This is a genomic window from Candidiatus Paracoxiella cheracis (assembly GCF_049348705.1).
GTDB lineage: Bacteria > Pseudomonadota > Gammaproteobacteria > Coxiellales > Coxiellaceae > Paracoxiella > Paracoxiella cheracis.
Genome location: NZ_CP186485.1, coordinates 171,164 through 189,951, shown reverse-complemented (window position 1 = coordinate 189,951; position 18,788 = coordinate 171,164). Strand labels below are relative to the sequence as shown.

Here is an 18,788-nt window from a genome sequence, read left to right as displayed (position 1 = left end):
TATTGGACTTTGGATAAATAAAATCCCTTGCCAGTTAGGACAATAATCAAAAAATGTGAGTTTCTAAATCTTAAGCTGTTTTTTGCAGCAATTCGTAGAATTTCTCAGGTGTAAAATTTATTTTATCCAACCATGATTTTACTATCCCAATCAAATCCTCTATTTTTTCAGGGTCTGAGTTTTGCGTCTTTTCTTCAGTCCTCTGAATCGTTTTAATTTTTGAGTTGCTATTTTTGAAAATAGCAGGATGTCGCGTGCGTTTCCCCTGCGTATCACCTTTGGTTCTGCCTTGCGGATTACCGCGTGGTTTGCAGAGATTAGCAGGCGTGCCAACGGTATCAAGCACCGTAGAAAAACCCCGTTGCGTTTGTGAAGGGGTCGCAGTTATTGATGGTTTTTCGTTATCCACTTGGAAGCTCGGCAAATACCGCTCCCATTTTTTCGGTAAAATCGGGGCAAGATTCCTCGCTAGATAAAGTTGCGTATACGCTAATGCTGTCATCCGCCACCAATCTTCTTCGTGCTTAACATCCGGTGTTTGGTATCGGTCAAATAACAGTTTGTCTTTACCAAAACGAAAGTAGTGTTCAATGTCATAGCGTCTATCGTAATAGTGATACGCTTCTAATGCTGTGATTTCATTACGTCGTTCACCAGCGAGTCCTAACCAGAGTGGATTTTTATATAAAGATTTACCGTTAGCATCAACCGCAACCAATTGCACAACAGTAACAGTTGGACTTTGGATAAATTTATAAAAATAATTAAAAATTGCTTGACATAGAAACCGAAAAAAAATTTTACGTTGTAAACAACGTTTGTTCGAAAAAATAAAATAAGGAACAAACGATGTTAGCGACAGAAAAACTAAAACAATTCCGTACATTCCTCTACAACATCTTCCCCGCGCGACGCGATGCCAATATGAATTTACTCGATGCCCTTTCAAGCCATGGCCATCGCTGCAAAACACCCATAGAATTATGTGAATCGCCATACTTTGAACGTGAATACAGTAGTATTACCGATGCGATTAGCGATGGTTTGTCGGTAGCAAATTGTTGGGATAGCATGATGAAAATACAATATGAACATGTGAGTCATAGCGATGACCGTGTGATCATTATTGCGGATACGACACCACAGTCGCGTCAAAGTGCACACTGTGTTGAAGATCGCCATGTGGTTTACAGCCCTAATCCAGCACCGGGTAACAAACCGATTACCATTGGACATGAATATTCAACGGTATCACTATTGCCCAATGATGGTGCAGCTCAAGAAAAGCATTGGTTAGTTCCACTGGATACGAGGCGCGTTAAAAGCGATGAAAAAGGCAATGTAGTTGGGATGCAGCAAATTAACCGTTGTATTGCAGACTTAGCGCTTACTCATAAATTGGTGGTTAGCGTGGCTGATTCAAAATATGGTACAGAAGCTTGCCGTAAACTGGTTAGCGAAAATCCCAATTGGGTACATCTTTTCCGTTTTAACAGTACCCGTAATGTTTTCGCGCCCGCATCAATAGAAGATAATACCTCAGGAAGTATAAAACGCTATGGTGATGCGATGAAACTAAACGACAGCACGACTCACCGTGAATCCGATGAGATTGTGCAGCAACCCATTACAACCCGCAGTGGCAAAACTTACCAATTGGAGATTAAAATATGGCGTGACCAATTACTGCGTGGTTCAAAGCAATTTAAAGGATATGAGCATCCTGTTACTGTTGTGCAATTGGTTGCGGTTGATGCTAACGGTAAATCTTTATATAAAAATCCACTCTGGTTAGGACTCGCTGGTGAACGACGTAATGAAATCACAGCATTAGAAGCCTATCACTATTACGATAGACGCTATGACATTGAACACTACTTTCGTTTTGGTAAAGACAAACTGTTATTTGACCGATACCAAACACCGGATGTTAAGCACGAAGAAGATTGGTGGCGGATGACAGCATTAGCGTATACGCAACTTTATCTAGCGAGGAATCTTGCCCCGATTTTACCGAAAAAATGGGAGCGGTATTTGCCGAGCTTCCAAGTGGATAACGAAAAACCATCAATAACTGCGACCCCTTCACAAACGCAACGGGGTTTTTCTACGGTGCTTGATACCGTTGGCACGCCTGCTAATCTCTGCAAACCACGCGGTAATCCGCAAGGCAGAACCAAAGGTGATACGCAGGGGAAACGCACGCGACATCCTGCTATTTTCAAAAATAGCAACTCAAAAATTAAAACGATTCAGAGGACTGAAGAAAAGACGCAAAACTCAGACCCTGAAAAAATAGAGGATTTGATTGGGATAGTAAAATCATGGTTGGATAAAATAAATTTTACACCTGAGAAATTCTACGAATTGCTGCAAAAAACAGCTTAAGATTTAGAAACTCACATTTTTTGATTATTGTCCTAACTGGCAAGGGATTTTATTTATCCAAAGTCCAATATAAAGTGCTCGGTGAAACAGCAAACGGTGTTTACGTCCTCCACACTTATAATAATAATGGTGGTAAGGGCGTGTTTGACATGTTGTTATTGATGCGAGTTACGAAAGAAAAAGAAAGAGTTTATGATAATGGTTCTAGTGCAACGGTGCAGTCTGCCACCTTCCTGACCTTGCAGTCTTATGTGGTGGGGGGTGATCGCTGTACGGGTGGCATCAAATCGGCTAAAGTACAAGGCAATGAAGTGATCGTTTGGCAGTATCCAAAGAAAAACTCTGTGGATCAGTGTCAAGGGGCAAAAAAGTTTGTGATCGACTTAAGCACGCTGTGACAACATACGTGGTTAGAGGGGTATCAATATGGCGTTAATTTCTTTGCGACAATTATTAGACCATGCAGCAGAGCACGGGTATGGTGTTCCGGCTTTCAATGTAAACAATGTCGAGCAGGTGCGTGCCATCATGGAGGCTGCCGATGAAACGAATAGCCCTGTGATTATGCAGGCTTCTGCGGGTGCTAGAAAATATGCGGGTCCTCAATTCATTCGATCTCTGATTTTGGCGGCAGAGGCAGAGTGGCCTCACCTGCCCATTTGTATGCATCAAGATCATGGTGCTTCGCCTGATGTGTGTCAGCGTTCGATTCAGCTTGGATTTACTTCGGTTATGATGGATGGTTCTTTGCGTGAAGATCAAAAAACACCGTCTGACTATGACTATAACGTTCGTATGACAGCACTCGCCACTCAGATGGCGCATGCGTGTGGTGTTTCTGTCGAGGGAGAGCTTGGTTGTTTGGGTTCGCTCGAAACGCAGCGTGCTGCCGATGAAGATGGCTCGGGTGCAGAAGGGACATTATCGCGCGAGCAAATGCTGACAGACCCCGAGCAAGCAGCGGCGTTTGTCGATGCCACTAAAGTCGATGCACTCGCGATTGCGATTGGCACGAGCCATGGCGCGTATAAATTTTCGCAGCCACCAACAGGCGAAGTCTTGGTCATCGATCGCATTAAAGAAATTCACCACCGTCTGCCGGATACGCATTTGGTAATGCACGGTTCTTCATCGGTGCCGCAAGAATGGTTGAAAGTGATTAACGAATTTGGTGGCGATATTCCAGAAACATATGGCGTACCCGTTTCTGAAATTCAAGAAGGTATTCGTCATGGTGTGCGCAAGGTAAATATCGATACCGATTTGCGACTTGCTTCCACCGGCGCTATTCGGAAAAGTTTGGCGAAAGATCCATCGAACTTTGATCCGCGAAAATATTTAAGTGCGGCAAAAGAAGCGATGCGTGAAATTTGTAGGGCGCGTTATGAAGCATTCGGCACAGCCGGTCAAGCCGCTAAAATTAAAATTGTTTCGCTCGAAAACATGGCGGGTCGCTATAAATTGGACTTTGGATAAATAAAATCCCTTGCCAGTTAGGACAATAATCAAAAAATGTGAGTTTCTAAATCTTAAGCTGTTTTTTGCAGCAATTCGTAGAATTGCTCAGGTGTAAAATTTATTTTATCCAACCATGATTTTACTATCCCAATCAAATCCTCTATTTTTTCAGGGTCTGAGTTTTGCGTCTTTTCTTCAGTCCTCTGAATCGTTTTAATTTTTGAGTTGCTATTTTTGAAAATAGCAGGATGTCGCGTGCGTTTCCCCTGCGTATCACCTTTGGTTCTGCCTTGCGGATTACCGCGTGGTTTGCAGAGATTAGCAGGCGTGCCAACGGTATCAAGCACCGTAGAAAAACCCCGTTGCGTTTGTGAAGGGGTCGCAGTTATTGATGGTTTTTCGTTATCCACTTGGAAGCTCGGCAAATACCGCTCCCATTTTTTCGGTAAAATCGGGGCAAGATTCCTCGCTAGATAAAGTTGCGTATACGCTAATGCTGTCATCCGCCACCAATCTTCTTCGTGCTTAACATCCGGTGTTTGGTATCGGTCAAATAACAGTTTGTCTTTACCAAAACGAAAGTAGTGTTCAATGTCATAGCGTCTATCGTAATAGTGATAGGCTTCTAATGCTGTGATTTCATTACGTCGTTCACCAGCGAGTCCTAACCAGAGTGGATTTTTATATAAAGATTTACCGTTAGCATCAACCGCAACCAATTGCACAACAGTAACAGGATGCTCATATCCTTTAAATTGCTTTGAACCACGCAGTAATTGGTCACGCCATATTTTAATCTCCAATTGGTAAGTTTTGCCACTGCGGGTTGTAATGGGTTGCTGCACAATCTCATCGGATTCACGGTGAGTCGTGCTGTCGTTTAGTTTCATCGCATCACCATAGCGTTTTATACTTCCTGAGGTATTATCTTCTATTGATGCGGGCGCGAAAACATTACGGGTACTGTTAAAACGGAAAAGATGTACCCAATTGGGATTTTCGCTAACCAGTTTACGGCAAGCTTCTGTACCATATTTTGAATCAGCCACGCTAACCACCAATTTATGAGTAAGCGCTAAGTCTGCAATACAACGGTTAATTTGCTGCATCCCAACTACATTGCCTTTTTCATCGCTTTTAACGCGCCTCGTATCCAGTGGAACTAACCAATGCTTTTCTTGAGCTGCACCATCATTGGGCAATAGTGATACCGTTGAATATTCATGTCCAATGGTAATCGGTTTGTTACCCGGTGCTGGATTAGGGCTGTAAACCACATGGCGATCTTCAACACAGTGTGCACTTTGACGCGACTGTGGTGTCGTATCCGCAATAATGATCACACGGTCATCGCTATGACTCACATGTTCATATTGTATTTTCATCATGCTATCCCAACAATTTGCTACCGACAAACCATCGCTAATCGCATCGGTAATACTACTGTATTCACGTTCAAAGTATGGCGATTCACATAATTCTATGGGTGTTTTGCAGCGATGGCCATGGCTTGAAAGGGCATCGAGTAAATTCATATTGGCATCGCGTCGCGCGGGGAAGATGTTGTAGAGGAATGTACGGAATTGTTTTAGTTTTTCTGTCGCTAACATCGTTTGTTCCTTATTTTATTTTTTCGAACAAACGTTGTTTACAACGTAAAATTTTTTTTCGGTTTCTATGTCAAGCAATTTTTAATTATTTTTATAAATTTATCCAAAGTCCAATTTATAAAAATAAGCCCCGGCACCCATGTCACGATTATTTTTGTAGAAAAAATAAAGGCTGTCATTATTGTGGTGTGTCGTTTGCGGGAATGATGGACCGCTCTGACAGCTACGCAAATTAATCGCTTTTACGTAAGGGTAATTTTCCACTGTTGAATTAAACAGGGCGACACAAGCCGGCCTTATGGGTTGCCCCAGAAAAGTAAATTTTGTTTGTGCATAGGCAAATGATGATATTAAAAGTGTTATTACCAGAACTATAATTTTTTTCATTTTAAAATCCCTATTTTTTAATCTCTAATCCCTAAGAGCCTGTTCAAAATTTTCTAGCTTGAGTTCTAATCTAAACCACTTGTCCGACAACCAACACCTTCATCGCATTGGAGCCACCGCCGACGCCCATATGATCACCTTTGGTTAAAATCACTAAATCGCCATCTTCTAACACGCCTTGTTTTTCCATGAGGCCCACCGCTTGAGGATTAACATCGTCGCGTGAATATTGAGTGGGATCAAACTCAATCGGGTAGACGCCACGATATAACGTCATTCGCCCCAGTGATTTTTTATAGCGACTCAACCCATAAATCGGAATACCGGTTCTGATGCGCGACATCCACAATGGTGTTGCACCGGATTCTGTGAGCGTAATAATAGCAGCGATATTTAAATGATTCGCCGTATACATCGTTGCCATCGCAATGCCTTCATCGATACGTTGAAACCTACATTCGACACGATGACGTGACACGTGCGATCGCGGCTGACTTTCTGCAACCACACAAGTTCGCGCCATGGCTGCAACCACGAGATCAGGATAATCGCCCACGGCAGTTTCTGCCGATAACATGACCGCATCCGTATTATCTAACACCGCATTGGCAACATCGGAAACTTCCGCACGCGTCGGCACGGAGTTGTGAATCATGGATTCCATCATTTGCGTCGCGATAATAACGGGTTTATCCAAACTACGCGCGCGATGAATAATATCTTTTTGCACGAGTGGGACTTCTGCATCGCCAATTTCAACGGCCAAATCACCACGCGCAACCATGACACCGTGACTTTCTTCGATAATGGCATCGATGTTTTCAACCGCCTCGGTACGCTCTATTTTTGCGATGACACCGGCTGTGCCGTTAGCTTCTTTTATTAAATTTTTGGCGTGCTTAATGTCGTCTGCATTGCGCGGAAATGAAATCGCAATGTAATCAACTTCAAGGCCAACGACAAACTTTAAATCACGAATATCTTTTTCTGTTAAAGACGCTGCCGAAAGACCGCCGCCTTGGCGATTAATCCCTTTATGATTCGATAATTCACCACCCACTTCAACTCGACAAATAATTTTTGGGCCTTTAACTTCTTTGACAATCAATTTTAATCGACCATCATCCAGTAACAAAATATCATTGGGACCAACATCGTTTGGTAATTCTTTATAGTCGATACCGACGGCTTGTTCATCGCCTGCATTTTCTGCCAAAGCAGCATCTAGCGTAAAAGTATCGCCTTCTTTAAGTTTAATTTTTTTATTTTTAAAACTAGAAACACGAATTTTGGGGCCTTGCAAATCTGCTAAAATACCGATGACACGATCTTGTTTTTTAGCTGCTTTACGCACCGCATGAATACGCTCTTCATGTTTTTCATGTGTATCGTGGGAAAAATTAAGTCGAACGAGATCCACACCTTGATGAATAATTCGTTCTAACATTGCAGGATCATCGGTGGCAGGCCCTAACGTCGCAATAATTTTGGTGCGACGTTTCATGTGTTCTTTGTTTTTACTCATTATCGTTTACTCGTTTTTCTAACATGGCGACAGCGGGTAGGGTTTGCCCCTCTAAAAATTCTAAAAATGCACCACCCCCAGTACTAATATAAGATATTTGTTGCTCAATGCCGAACTCATCGAGTGCTGCCAAGGTGTCTCCGCCTCCAGCAATCGAATAAGCGGCGCTTGCCGCAATGGCATTGCCCAAGGCGCGTGTGCCTTGACTAAAGGCGGGCATTTCAAACACGCCCACGGGACCGTTCCAAACGATGGTTCCGGCGTTATGCATCCAGTGCGGATAATGTCCCGCCGTTTTAGGACCCACGTCAAAAATACAATCATCGGCAGCAATATCGTCGATGGATTTTACCGTCGCCTTTGCATCGGCTTTTAATTCTTTTGCCACCACAACATCTTCGGGCAAAGGAATAGCTACATTTTTTTTCTTCGCTTTTGTTAAGAGCTCACCGGCTTTTGCAACCCACTCCGGCTCGTAAAGCGATTTTCCAATCTCATAGCCTTGTGCTTTTAAAAATGTATTTGCAATCCCGCCGCCCAGAATTAATTGATCGACTTTGTTTAGCAATGCCTCTAACACCTGAAATTTCGTTGAGACCTTTGAACCACCCACAATAGCAACGAGCGGATGTTTTGGATTTTGCAGTGAGCGTGATAACGCTTGAAGTTCAGACGTTAATAAAGGGCCCGCGCAAGCAATCGGCGCAAATTCACCGACACCGACGGTGGATGCCTGTGCACGATGCGCTGTGGCAAATGCATCCATGACAAATACATCGCATAATTTTGCCATACGTTTTGATAGGGCAGGATCGTTTTCGTTCTCGCCAACGTTAAAGCGCACATTTTCACAGAGCACTGCTTGACCTGGTAAGACTTCCACACCATCCAACCATTCTTTGACTAACGGCACTTCTTGCCCCAATTTTTCACTCAGTATTTTTGCAACGGGCGCTAGTGAAAACGCTGAATCGTATTTGCCTTCTTCGGGTCGGCCCAAATGAGACAAAATCATCACGCGTGCATTTTCTTTTAGCGCCATTTGGATAGTGGGCAGCGCACGAACGATTCGCTCATCGCTGGTGACACGCCCATTTTCCATCGGCACGTTAAGGTCTTCACGAATTAACACGCGTTTATTCGCGAGATCGAGATCGGACATTTTAATGAATTTCATTATGCTTCCAAAATCGCTGTTGATGTATCTAACATGCGATTTGAAAAACCCCATTCGTTGTCATACCACGACACAACTTTTACTAAGTTACCAATGAGTCGCGTTTCTCCTGCATCATAAACCGAAGAAAATGCATTATGATTAAAATCAATCGATACCAAAGGCTCATCGTTATAACCCAAAACGCCTTTCAACGCACCCTTTGAAGCTTCTTTCATCGCACGATTGATAGCATCCACCGACGCTTGTTTTTCCACTTCAAACGTCAAATCCACCACAGAAACATTCACGGTCGGCACGCGAATTGCATAACCATCAAGCTTGCCATCGAGTTCAGGCATCACTAAACCCACTGCGGCCGCAGCGCCGGTTTTGGTTGGGATCATGGATTGTGCAGCAGCACGCGCGCGTCGTAAATCTTTGTGATAACTGTCCGTGAGTTTTTGATCGTTTGTATAAGAATGCACGGTGACCATCAAGCCTGCTTTAATACCAAAGGCATCATTTAATACTTTTGCAAGCGGTGCTAAACAGTTAGTCGTACAAGAAGCGTTTGAAAGAATCGTGTCACTCGCTTCGATAATATTATCGTTTACACCAAACACAATGGTTTTAACATCGTTACCGGCGGGCGCAGAAATTAATACCTTTTTCGCACCGGCTTTTAAATGCACTTGAGCTTTTTCACGGCTAGCAAACAGTCCAGTCGATTCAATCACCAAATCAATACCCAATTCTTTCCACGGTAAATTTTCTGGATTGCGTTCGGCGCATACTTTAATTTTATCGCCATTGATGACTAAGTTGTCGCCATCGATGCTGACTTCTCCCGGAAAACGTCCGTGAACGCTATCATATTTGGTTAAATGTGCATTCGTCGCAATATCGCCAAGATCGTTAAGCGCAACGATTTTCATATCTTTATATTTTCCAGATTCATAGTAGGCGCGTAGAATATTGCGGCCAATTCGGCCATAACCATTAATTGCAACTTTATAAACCATTAGTTTCTCCTCTTAATACGAGCTTGGTTGTTTAACCTGTAAGAATTGATGAGCTGTTTCTACAATGTGTTCGGGCGTAAATCCGTATTCGCGAAGTGCCTCTTGATACGGCGCCGATACACCAAAACGATCGATACCCACGACTGTGCCATCACTGCCCACAAATTGGAACCAGTAATCTGGCGAGGCCGCCTCAATCGCAATACGTTTTACCACGTCAGATGGCAACACGGATTCACGATACGCTTTGTCTTGTTTTTTGAAGACTTCGCAACACGGCATCGATACAACACGCACCTGAATATTTTGTTTGGATAATTGTTTTGCCGCTTCCACGGTAATTGTAACTTCAGAACCGGTTGCCATGAGAATCACATCTGGCTTTTCTCCAGACTCCCACAAGATATAACCACCTTTTGCGATGTTACTTAATTGTTTTCCATCACGCTTCTGATGCACTATTTTTTGGCGCGTTAACAAAATACAACTCGCGCCATTATGTTCAACAGCGTGCTTCCAACTCACCGCTGTTTCTGCACCATCGCAAGGACGCCAAACGTGATTACCCGGAATCATTCGCAGTGATGGCAGTTGCTCAATCGGTTGATGTGTTGGGCCATCTTCACCCAATCCAATGGAGTCATGCGTATAAACAAAAACGGTATGCGTTTTCATCATGACCGCTAAGCGGATTGCATTTCGTGCATAATCGGAAAATACTAAAAACGTTCCCGCAAATGGCATAAACCCACGGTGCAGCGCCAATCCATTTAAAATACCTGTCATACCAAATTCACGCACACCGTACTCGATATAATTCGCAGCACGATTTTCCTGACTTAACATGCTAGCGCCTGACCATTCTGTGCAGTTAGATTCCGATAAATCAGCCGAGCCCCCCATTAATTCGGGCAAAATAGCCGCCATCGTATTAATACATTTTAATGATAATTTTCGCGTGGCGTTATCTTCACTTTCTTCTTGCAACGTTGAAATTAATTCCTGCATCGTCGATTGCCAGTTATCCGGCAATAATCCTTTGATGCGACGCGAAAATTCTTTGGCTAATGCGGGATGTTGTTTTTCATAGTGTGAAAAAAGCGCCTGCCACTTTGCTTCCGCTTGTGAGCCTTTTTGACGTGCATCCCACGCTTGATAAATTTCATCGGGAATTTCAAACGGTGGATAGGGCCAATTTAAAATATTGCGCGCGCCCGCCACTTCTTTTTCACCTAACGGCGCACCATGCGCAACAGCATTGCCTGCTACCACTGGCGCACCAAAACCAATAATAGTTTTACAACAAATAATACTGGGTTTATGCGTTTCTTTTTTAGCGGCTGCAATGGCTTTTTCAACGGCCTCAGCATTGTGACCATCCACATTTGGCACGACATGCCAATCATAGGCTTCAAAACGCTTTGGCACATCTTCGGTGTACCAACCACGCACATTACCGTCGATAGAAATACCATTGTCATCATAAATGACGATTAATTTTCCCAACCCTAAAGTTCCCGCCAGAGAACACGCCTCATGCGATACACCTTCCATCAAGTCACCATCCCCCACAAACACATAGGTGTGATGATCGACGATAGGAAAGCCTTCTCGATTAAACGTTGCGGCCAATACCTGCTCCGCGATGGCCATACCAATTCCACTGGCTAAGCCTTGCCCGAGTGGACCGGCTGTTGTCTCAACGCCCGGCGTCAAGCCGTATTCGGGATGTCCCGGCGTTTTAGAATGCAGTTGGCGAAATTGTTTGATGTCGTCCATGCTCACATCAAATCCCGTCAGGTGAAGTAGGGCGTATTGCAGCATCACTCCATGGCCATTCGATAACACAAATCGATCGCGATCGGACCAGTTTGGATTGGCTGGGTTAAATTTCAAGAAGTTACGCCATAACACTTCGGCGATATCCGCCATCCCCATCGGCATGCCAGGATGGCCTGAATTGGCTTTTTGAACAGCATCCATAGCCAATGCTCTAATAGCATTAGCGCAATCTCGACGTGATGCCATGCGGTGGTTCCTTTTTGATTGGGTCATTAAGTCAGGCAAAGATGATAACGCGTAAGGTAGTTCGATTCAATTTACTTGCAGTCGGTGAATCGAGGCAGATAGCGCCAAGGCTGATAGTATCAAAGTGATTGAATTTGATACTATCATTTGATACTATCATTATGTGAAAAATCCTCCATTTACCATTTCGACCAACATCTTAAACACCTCTATGCGGATAATGCAGCTTCTAGGTGAGCTCGATGGCTTGAAAATAAGTCGTCCCGAGGTTTCTCTTAGGAAATCCAACAAAATTCAAACCATACAAGCCTCTTTAGCAATAGAGGGCAACACACTGTCCATAGACCAAGTAACCGATTTGGTTGATGGTGTAGCGGTTTTGGGGCCTGAGAAAGATATACTGGAAGTAAAAAACGCTATTGAGGTCTACAACCACACTCTTGATTTTAACTATGCATCTAAAACAGACTTTAAAAAAGCACATAAGATTTTAATGAAACGCTTACAAAAAGATGCTGGATCATACAGAAAGACGAACGTTGGAGTTTTTGCGGGTTCTCGTGTCGCTCATGTTGCGCCACAACCAAAGAGAGTGGAAGCGCTAATGGATGCTCTTTTTGACTTTCTAAAGCAAAAAGACGACATTTCCTTGTTAATTAAATCGTGTGTTTTTCATTATGAACTAGAATTTATCCATCCTTTCAGCGATGGGAATGGCCGCATGGGGCGATTGTGGCAACATCTTATTTTATCGGCATTTCATGAAGTATTTCGTTATGTTGCCATTGAGAGCCTAATCAAAGAAAGACAAAAAAATTACTACTTCGCATTGGCTCAGTGTGACTCAAAAGGTGACTCTACCGATTTTATCGAATTTTGTTTACAACTGATCGAAGCAGCACTGTCCTCTTATGCGAAAAACATCACTTATCAGCCCAAAACACCCCATGCCAGACTAGAGCTAGCAAGAGAAAAGTTTACGGGCATGTTTTCCAGACAAGAATACGCCGCGCTGTTTAAAACTATCTCGACAGCAACAGCCAGTCGCGACTTAAAACTGGGAGTTGAGGAGGGTTTTTTAGTGAAAGTCGGCGATAAACGAATGACAAAGTATCAGTTTAATCAAAATAATTTCTGACCGGCTTCGGGGTCTTCAGTTCTGAGCTTTGCATAAATCAGCTCAACAAGTTTCTTATTTTTGGGCATTAACATCCAATAGACTACTGCTGCAATCAAGCAGATAACGCCTGTGGCAATAACGGTGATGGTAATTCCGATAAAATAACCCACCACTCCCATGATTAAAATGCCAAATGGCATCAAGCCAACACAGAACATCGAATAAATACTCATCACGCGACCACGCTTGGCATCGACGATTAAATATTGAATCGCGGCCGCACAACTCGCAAAAATAAAAATCACGCAACCATCGGTCATAAACATAAAAATCACCGATAAATAAATGATCCGTGACAACGCAAAACCAATTAATGCCAAACCCAAAATCAACATGGCCAGTGTCATTAATTTTAATAGCCCTTTACTGCGAACGCGCAGCGCTAAAATAACGCCACCGCCCATGCCGCCCACACCCGCGGCGATGTAGAGATAATTTAAATAATGAATATCGCCTACTAAGATCGTTCCCGCAAAAACAGGGAGTTGAAATAGTAGTGCAATCGTAATAATTAAAGCGATCGCACCCATGATCATAGTCGTCCACACCGGAAATAGTGAAAACACATAACGAAAGCCTTCGACTAATTGGTGCATCGGTTTTTCTTTGGATTCTTCGGTAAGATATTGGCGTGGCTTCACCTCGAAAAAACAAATAAACGCAAATGTCGTTAAAATAATTGATACGACAAAAGCCGCCGTTGAAGTCGTCACCCAAATAACCCGAATAATACCATTCAACGCAGAGGCTACGAATTGCATCACTTTATTTGCTGCGCTATCAACACCAATGATGCGATGCAAATCTTTTTTATGCTCGACGATATCGCGAATCATGGCATCCGACGAAGGCTTCACCAATGCAAACAGACTGCCGTAAATTAACCCCACAAAAAAGATCAGCCCAAGATGCACTTTGCCGAGGCTACTCACAATGATTAACAAGAGTGTCGGAATTGCCCAAATCACTTGCGCCAATAAAATAATTTTACGACGGTTAAATCGGTCGGCCAATATTCCGGAAAAAGGGAGCATTATTAATAACGGCAGATTAACTAAAAACCCCAACACCCCCAAGTGCAACGGCGAACGCGTGATGGTGTAAATCACCCATGACAAATTAAGCTGAATCAGCCAGAAGCTCAGGAAAAATAAAACGTCACCCAGAACATAAAACTTAATGTTGCGCGGCTTAAACGGCGCTATTTCTTCCTTGAATGAGAAAGGCATAAAGGTACCTCTATAAATTGTTTTCAAATCCCATCAAACATTTTATCGATTTATCGATTTCAATTGCTTACGTATCGCGATCGGCGTTACTGTTTTTCGGGAGAGGCGCCCATGAGTCTCTCTCCTAAGATAAACAATCCATTATTAATCGATCTAGCTCGCTTATCAAATAAAACGGCACAGATAGAATATTTTGATTATACATCAGTGCCTGTTGACATATTCTAACACCAATTTTACTGTGCTTCTCCTCCATGAATAACCTTAACGATTTCAACTTTCCCGTCGCACCTGCTTTCACTTCTATTGGCACTATCACTGAGCCTGCAGCGGTAACAAAATCCACTTCGGCACTACTGCCTTGTTTTTCTCTTGACCAAAAATAAACTTGCCCTTCTTCATCCCAGTTTGAATAAGCAAGCAATTCCTGACCAACAAATTGCTCTGCGAGAGCACCTTGATTAATAAGCAGCATCTTTTCTTTCAGTAAAGTTTCTATGTCAATTCTTGTAAGTCTATTAACAAGGCCTATATCTAAAAAAATAATTTTAAATTTTTTATGATTTATTAATGCACCCAACGGCAGTCCTGATGCTGCCGTTGCATAGACTGGATAGAGTAAATTCGCTCTCTCGAGAAGATCAATCGCTAACTTCAAATCTCTTGAACGAATATCTCGATCAATTTTTACATATTTGACAGGTTGCCCAACAAATGCCGGCGCTTTTTCAAAAGCACTTTGAAGATATTGATGGTTTGTTTTCGGTGAATACTTTCCAAAATCACTGCGATGGGTGCTTAATAACGCTGTTTGCAATTGTTGGCATTGTGTCAGTTCATGATATTTAAAATAACTATCTAAAACTGCAGGCATTCCACCTAAAATCATGTATTCACGAACTCGTTTTAATAAGGCTTTGTGTAGAACATCCGGTATATTTTTGACAAGAGAAACTTCGGATAACAAATCATCCAATTCTCTATCGCCTGAAGCTTTAAGGTATTCCCGAAATGAAACCGGCCTCATATAACAATACTGAACCCGCCCAACAGGCATACGAAAATGCTCATCGTTCATCGCAAATTCAAGCAAAGATCCCGCACCAATAACGTGAAGATCTGGCATCCGCTCTTTAAAATAACGTAATGCGACAATCGCATTTGGGCATTCTTGTATTTCATCTAAAAATCATAATGTTTTCCCTGGGATCACACGTTGGCGACTAAGTGCTGAAATCATGGTGGTAATTTCTGCCGGATCCAAAGTAGCAAAGCAAGCTTTAAACTCCGGATGAAGCTCAAAATTAATAGCAATAACGCTTTCAAAATGGTTTTGGCCAAACTGCTCAATCGTGTAAGTTTTGCCTACCTGGCGCGCCCCTCGCACTAGCAAGGGAAGCCGCTCTGGTTGTTGCTTCCAAGCAATCAGTGCGTTGCTTATAGCCCTTTTCATATAACCCCTAAAAAATGCCAAATTATGGTTATTTTTATGGGTTATTTTAACCAAACCATAGCTATTTCTCAAGGTAATATTATGCCTTGTTTGCAGAGAGCCGCTAGACGGGCTATACAATTGATGATAGCTTTAAAATTTTTAATTAAGGTAAGAAAAAGGACAGGATCATGTGTGGAATTGTTGGGGCTGTTGCGCAGCGCGATGTGGCGCAGATATTGTTGGAAGGGCTTAAACGCTTAGAATACCGCGGCTATGACTCCGCGGGCATGGCCATCATCGGCTCGCAATCCTCAGATATCCAACGCCTACGTGTCATGGGAAAGGTCACGAAACTCGCTGAATCTCTACAAAAACAGCCCCTGCTCGGACATATCGGCATCGCTCATACCCGTTGGGCAACACACGGTCAACCGAGCACAGCTAACGCCCACCCCCATTGCTCTGAAAACCAAATCGCAATCGTCCACAACGGCATTATTGAAAACCATGAGATGTTACGCAAAAAGCTCACCGGCTTGGGTTATAAATTTAACTCTGAAACCGATACCGAGGTAATCGCTCATTTACTCCACTATCATTCTCAACACTACCCAGATTTATTGGAAGCGGTTCGCAATACAATTGCAGAATTAAGTGGCGCTTATGCCTTAGGCATCGTTACTGCAAGCAATCCAAACAATTTATACGTCGCTCGCCGTGGCAGCCCGCTCGTTATCGGTGTTGGCATCGGTGAAAATTTTATTGCCTCTGACCCACTCGCGTTGTTGCCGGTCACGCAAAAATTTATTTATCTGGAAGAAGGTGATATCGCACAGATGGCGATCGACCAGTTCACCATCTATGATGCCAATAATAATAAAGTCGAACGCAAAGTCCACACGACCAAAGTTGATCATGGCACGACCACCAAAGGCAAATACCGCCATTACATGCAAAAAGAAATTTTTGAACAAGCGCAAGCGATATTAGATACCATCGATGGTCACTTAATTAATCACCGCATTCATCCACAAAGTTTTGGCCATAAGGCCGAGGCCATATTCAAAAAAATAAATCGCGTCCAAATCGTTGCCTGCGGTACGAGTTATCACGCTGGGTTAGTCGCGCGTTATTGGTTAGAGTCGATCGCTGGCATTCCGTGCCAAGTCGAAATTGCCAGTGAAAATCGCTATCGTAAGGCAGTCATCGAGCCCAATACATTATTTGTCGCGTTATCGCAGTCGGGTGAAACTGCTGATACCTTAGCAGCATTACGGCAAGCAAAAAAAACAGGTTATGCTGGAACGCTAGGTATTTGTAATGCACCTGAAAGTTCCTTAGCACGCGAAGCTGATTTAATTTTCTTAACACGCGCCGGCATCGAAATTGGTGTGGCAGCGACAAAAACATTCACTTCGCAATTAGTCGCCTTATTATTATTAGCGATGCTGCTCGGCCAACAAAATAAAATCCCCAACAACGATTTAGATGAATTGGCACACGAGCTCACACAACTACCAGGATTCATTCAAAAAACACTGAAGCTTGATGAGCAAATTAAACAATTATCACGACGATTTCTCGACAAAGAGCATGCCTTATTTTTAGGTCGCAATGCGATGTACCCTATTGCTCTAGAAGGCGCATTAAAATTAAAAGAAATTTCATACATGCATGCTGAAGCTTATCCAGCAGGCGAATTAAAACATGGTCCACTTGCCTTAGTGGATAAAGGCATGCCAGTCATTGTGGTAGCGCCCAAAGATAATCTCATTGAAAAATTAGAATCTAACATGCAAGAAGTGCAAGCGCGCGGCGGCGAATTATATGTTTTCATCGATGAAAATATTAGTTGGCAACCGCAAGGCGATACAACATTAATTAAAATGCCAACTGGACCAGAAATTACGGCACCGATTGCGTATACCATCCCATTACAGTTGCTCGCTTACCACATTGCTGTGCTAAAAGGCACGGACGTCGATCAGCCGCGCAATTTAGCAAAGTCAGTTACCGTCGAATAATTACTTCGCCACTAAAAAAGGAAATGCTGATTCCCCTGGCACATCCATATTTGCTTTTCTTATCAGTGAGTCTTCTGCAACCGTCAAGACCTCTAAAACACGTACCGCTTCAGCGCCATCAGTAATCGGATTTGAGTGATTTAATACACAATGAATGAAATGCTGACATTCAAGCTTTAATGGTTCATTTACTTCCAGCGGGACAGCTATCATTTCTCCTTTTATTGGTTCAGGATATCCCTTATCCCAGTTAATCTGATAAGCACAAAGCTGTAATTTTTTATCCCAGCTTTCACCGTCATTAAAAATCGCCATATTCCGATCACCAATCACAACTAATTTTTGCTCTTTGAATGGATACAACCAAGAAGCAAAAATATAAGCTTCGATACTGTTTAAAAATGTCAATTGCATTGTCGTGATGTCGTGAATACCAGACCTAATGTGGTGTGAACCGCTCGCATAGATTTCAGATGGCATTTCATTAGTTAATGCCAAAACCATTGAGAGATCATGTGGCACAAAACTCCATAAAATATTCTCTTCAAGGCGAAATTTCCCTAGGTTTAAACGGGTAGAGTAAATATATCGCAATTTACCAATGTCGCCATCATTAATTAATTTTTTTAACTTAACAAAGGCAGGATGATACTGCATGAGATGACCAACCATTAATATACGATCAAATGCTTGGGCCAACATACAAAGCTCTCTAGCTTCCGAAAGATTTAGTGCTAACGGTTTCTCAATGAAAATATGCTTCCCCGCCATTCGATTGTTATTTTGTCATTGTCATTTATGACGATGTCGGCACAGTTATCATGCGACATATCAGCAACATGTACACTTTAAATTTGAAAAACAATGAACACATAAAAATGCTTTTAAATTATGAAAAAATATTATTTGGAAATGGAAAATATATTGTTAGTATCGCTGTTTACGAAACACTGGGTGACTCCAATCAACCACCACGCTATTATGACCTATTGTCACGTAGCTTCGAATTTTTTGTTGTTAACGCAGAGGATGTAGAAAGCTCCTTTCATCACCCAGCAGAATGGGAGGTTTATACTGAATCTGGAACCTTATTAGAACTACCAGGTGACCTATGTTAATTTGCCCAAATTGCCGTGTCATAGAAATAAATACCGATCCGTTTCAATGTTCGCACTGCGCATGGCAATTAGAGCGAAGTGATCATATCCCAATACTTTTAGCAAATGATAATGAAAATTGTTACAGCTTTAGTGCCTATCGAGAAAACTATACAACACTCGCGCAGTATGACCTTGAACATTCAATACTCGATAAGTCCTATGTCAAAATACAAAATAGAAAAA

Annotated in this window: 16 protein-coding genes and 1 pseudogene; 6 read left to right on the top strand and 11 right to left on the bottom strand. The window is 42.6% G+C overall.

Going from position 1 to position 18,788, the window contains the following annotated elements:
* Positions 1-70: 70 nt before the first annotated feature.
* Complete coding sequence (locus ACJMKR_RS00920) at positions 71-724, bottom strand: hypothetical protein (protein WP_423063386.1); 654 nt, start codon at positions 722-724, stop codon at positions 71-73.
* A 125-nt stretch (positions 725-849) separates the two neighbouring features.
* On the opposite strand from ACJMKR_RS00920, the gene ACJMKR_RS00915 reads away from it, so the two are divergent.
* The 3 genes from ACJMKR_RS00915 to fba are packed head-to-tail and all read left to right on the top strand — an operon-like array spanning position 850 to position 3,864.
* Positions 850-2,388: a transposase gene (locus ACJMKR_RS00915; RefSeq protein ID WP_423062300.1), complete on the top strand. Its 1,539-nt coding sequence runs from the start codon at positions 850-852 to the stop codon at positions 2,386-2,388.
* Positions 2,389-2,408: 20 nt separating this feature from the next.
* Positions 2,409-2,786, top strand: a complete 378-nt coding sequence (locus ACJMKR_RS00910; RefSeq protein WP_423063385.1) for a hypothetical protein — start codon at positions 2,409-2,411, stop codon at positions 2,784-2,786.
* 28 nt (positions 2,787-2,814) lie between these two features.
* Positions 2,815-3,864: a class II fructose-bisphosphate aldolase gene (fba, locus tag ACJMKR_RS00905; RefSeq protein WP_423063384.1), complete on the top strand. Its 1,050-nt coding sequence runs from the start codon at positions 2,815-2,817 to the stop codon at positions 3,862-3,864.
* A 53-nt stretch (positions 3,865-3,917) separates the two neighbouring features.
* On the opposite strand, the gene ACJMKR_RS00900 is transcribed toward fba, so the two are convergent.
* From ACJMKR_RS00900 to tkt, 6 genes are all read right to left on the bottom strand, one after another.
* On the bottom strand, positions 3,918-5,456 hold the full coding sequence (locus tag ACJMKR_RS00900; RefSeq protein ID WP_423062352.1) for a transposase: 1,539 nt from the start codon (positions 5,454-5,456) through the stop codon (positions 3,918-3,920).
* A gap of 99 nt (positions 5,457-5,555) precedes the next feature.
* Positions 5,556-5,843 (bottom strand): hypothetical protein, encoded by a 288-nt coding sequence (locus tag ACJMKR_RS00895; protein WP_423063383.1) that lies wholly within the window; start codon positions 5,841-5,843, stop codon positions 5,556-5,558.
* A 70-nt stretch (positions 5,844-5,913) separates the two neighbouring features.
* Complete coding sequence (pyk, locus tag ACJMKR_RS00890) at positions 5,914-7,368, bottom strand: pyruvate kinase (protein ID WP_423063382.1); 1,455 nt, start codon at positions 7,366-7,368, stop codon at positions 5,914-5,916.
* Positions 7,361-8,545 carry a phosphoglycerate kinase gene (locus tag ACJMKR_RS00885; RefSeq protein ID WP_423063381.1) on the bottom strand — a complete coding sequence of 395 codons (1,185 nt, stop codon included), beginning with the start codon at positions 8,543-8,545 and terminating at the stop codon, positions 7,361-7,363. The genes pyk and ACJMKR_RS00885 overlap by 8 nt, the downstream gene beginning before the upstream one ends.
* The gene (gap, locus tag ACJMKR_RS00880) at positions 8,545-9,549 is read right to left on the bottom strand and encodes a type I glyceraldehyde-3-phosphate dehydrogenase (RefSeq protein WP_423063380.1); all 1,005 of its coding nucleotides are present in this window, start codon (positions 9,547-9,549) and stop codon (positions 8,545-8,547) included. Before gap ends, ACJMKR_RS00885 begins: the two co-directional genes overlap by 1 nt.
* A gap of 12 nt (positions 9,550-9,561) precedes the next feature.
* A complete protein-coding gene (gene tkt / locus ACJMKR_RS00875) occupies positions 9,562-11,577 on the bottom strand; it encodes a transketolase (protein ID WP_423063378.1) in 2,016 nt (671 codons plus the stop codon).
* A 220-nt stretch (positions 11,578-11,797) separates the two neighbouring features.
* Here tkt and ACJMKR_RS00870 point away from each other — a divergent pair, with 220 nt between their 5' ends.
* Complete coding sequence (locus tag ACJMKR_RS00870; protein WP_423063377.1) at positions 11,798-12,715, top strand: Fic family protein; 918 nt, start codon at positions 11,798-11,800, stop codon at positions 12,713-12,715.
* Here ACJMKR_RS00870 and ACJMKR_RS00865 read toward each other — a convergent pair.
* The 3 genes and pseudogenes from ACJMKR_RS00865 to ACJMKR_RS00855 all read right to left on the bottom strand — a co-directional run.
* Complete coding sequence (locus ACJMKR_RS00865) at positions 12,700-13,986, bottom strand: MFS transporter (RefSeq protein WP_423063376.1); 1,287 nt, start codon at positions 13,984-13,986, stop codon at positions 12,700-12,702. The genes ACJMKR_RS00870 and ACJMKR_RS00865 overlap by 16 nt on opposite strands.
* A 124-nt stretch (positions 13,987-14,110) precedes the next feature.
* Positions 14,111-14,860, bottom strand: coding sequence for a DUF4143 domain-containing protein (locus ACJMKR_RS00860; RefSeq protein WP_423064260.1), 750 nt, complete (start codon positions 14,858-14,860; stop codon positions 14,111-14,113).
* Positions 14,861-15,043: 183 nt separating this feature from the next.
* Positions 15,044-15,439: pseudogene (locus ACJMKR_RS00855) on the bottom strand (AAA family ATPase); the annotation flags it as partial.
* Between the two features lie 170 nt (positions 15,440-15,609).
* Between ACJMKR_RS00855 and glmS the strand changes: the two are divergent.
* Positions 15,610-17,445 (top strand): glutamine--fructose-6-phosphate transaminase (isomerizing), encoded by a 1,836-nt coding sequence (gene glmS / locus ACJMKR_RS00850; RefSeq protein WP_423063375.1) that lies wholly within the window; start codon positions 15,610-15,612, stop codon positions 17,443-17,445.
* Here the strand turns inward: glmS and ACJMKR_RS00845 are convergent, their stop codons facing one another.
* Positions 17,446-18,216 carry a Gfo/Idh/MocA family protein gene (locus tag ACJMKR_RS00845; protein ID WP_423063374.1) on the bottom strand — a complete coding sequence of 257 codons (771 nt, stop codon included), beginning with the start codon at positions 18,214-18,216 and terminating at the stop codon, positions 17,446-17,448.
* Between the two features lie 83 nt (positions 18,217-18,299).
* On the opposite strand from ACJMKR_RS00845, the gene ACJMKR_RS00840 reads away from it, so the two are divergent.
* Entirely contained in the window at positions 18,300-18,563 is a 264-nt protein-coding gene (locus tag ACJMKR_RS00840; protein WP_423063373.1) for a hypothetical protein, read from the top strand.
* The last annotated feature ends 225 nt before the right edge of the window (positions 18,564-18,788 follow it).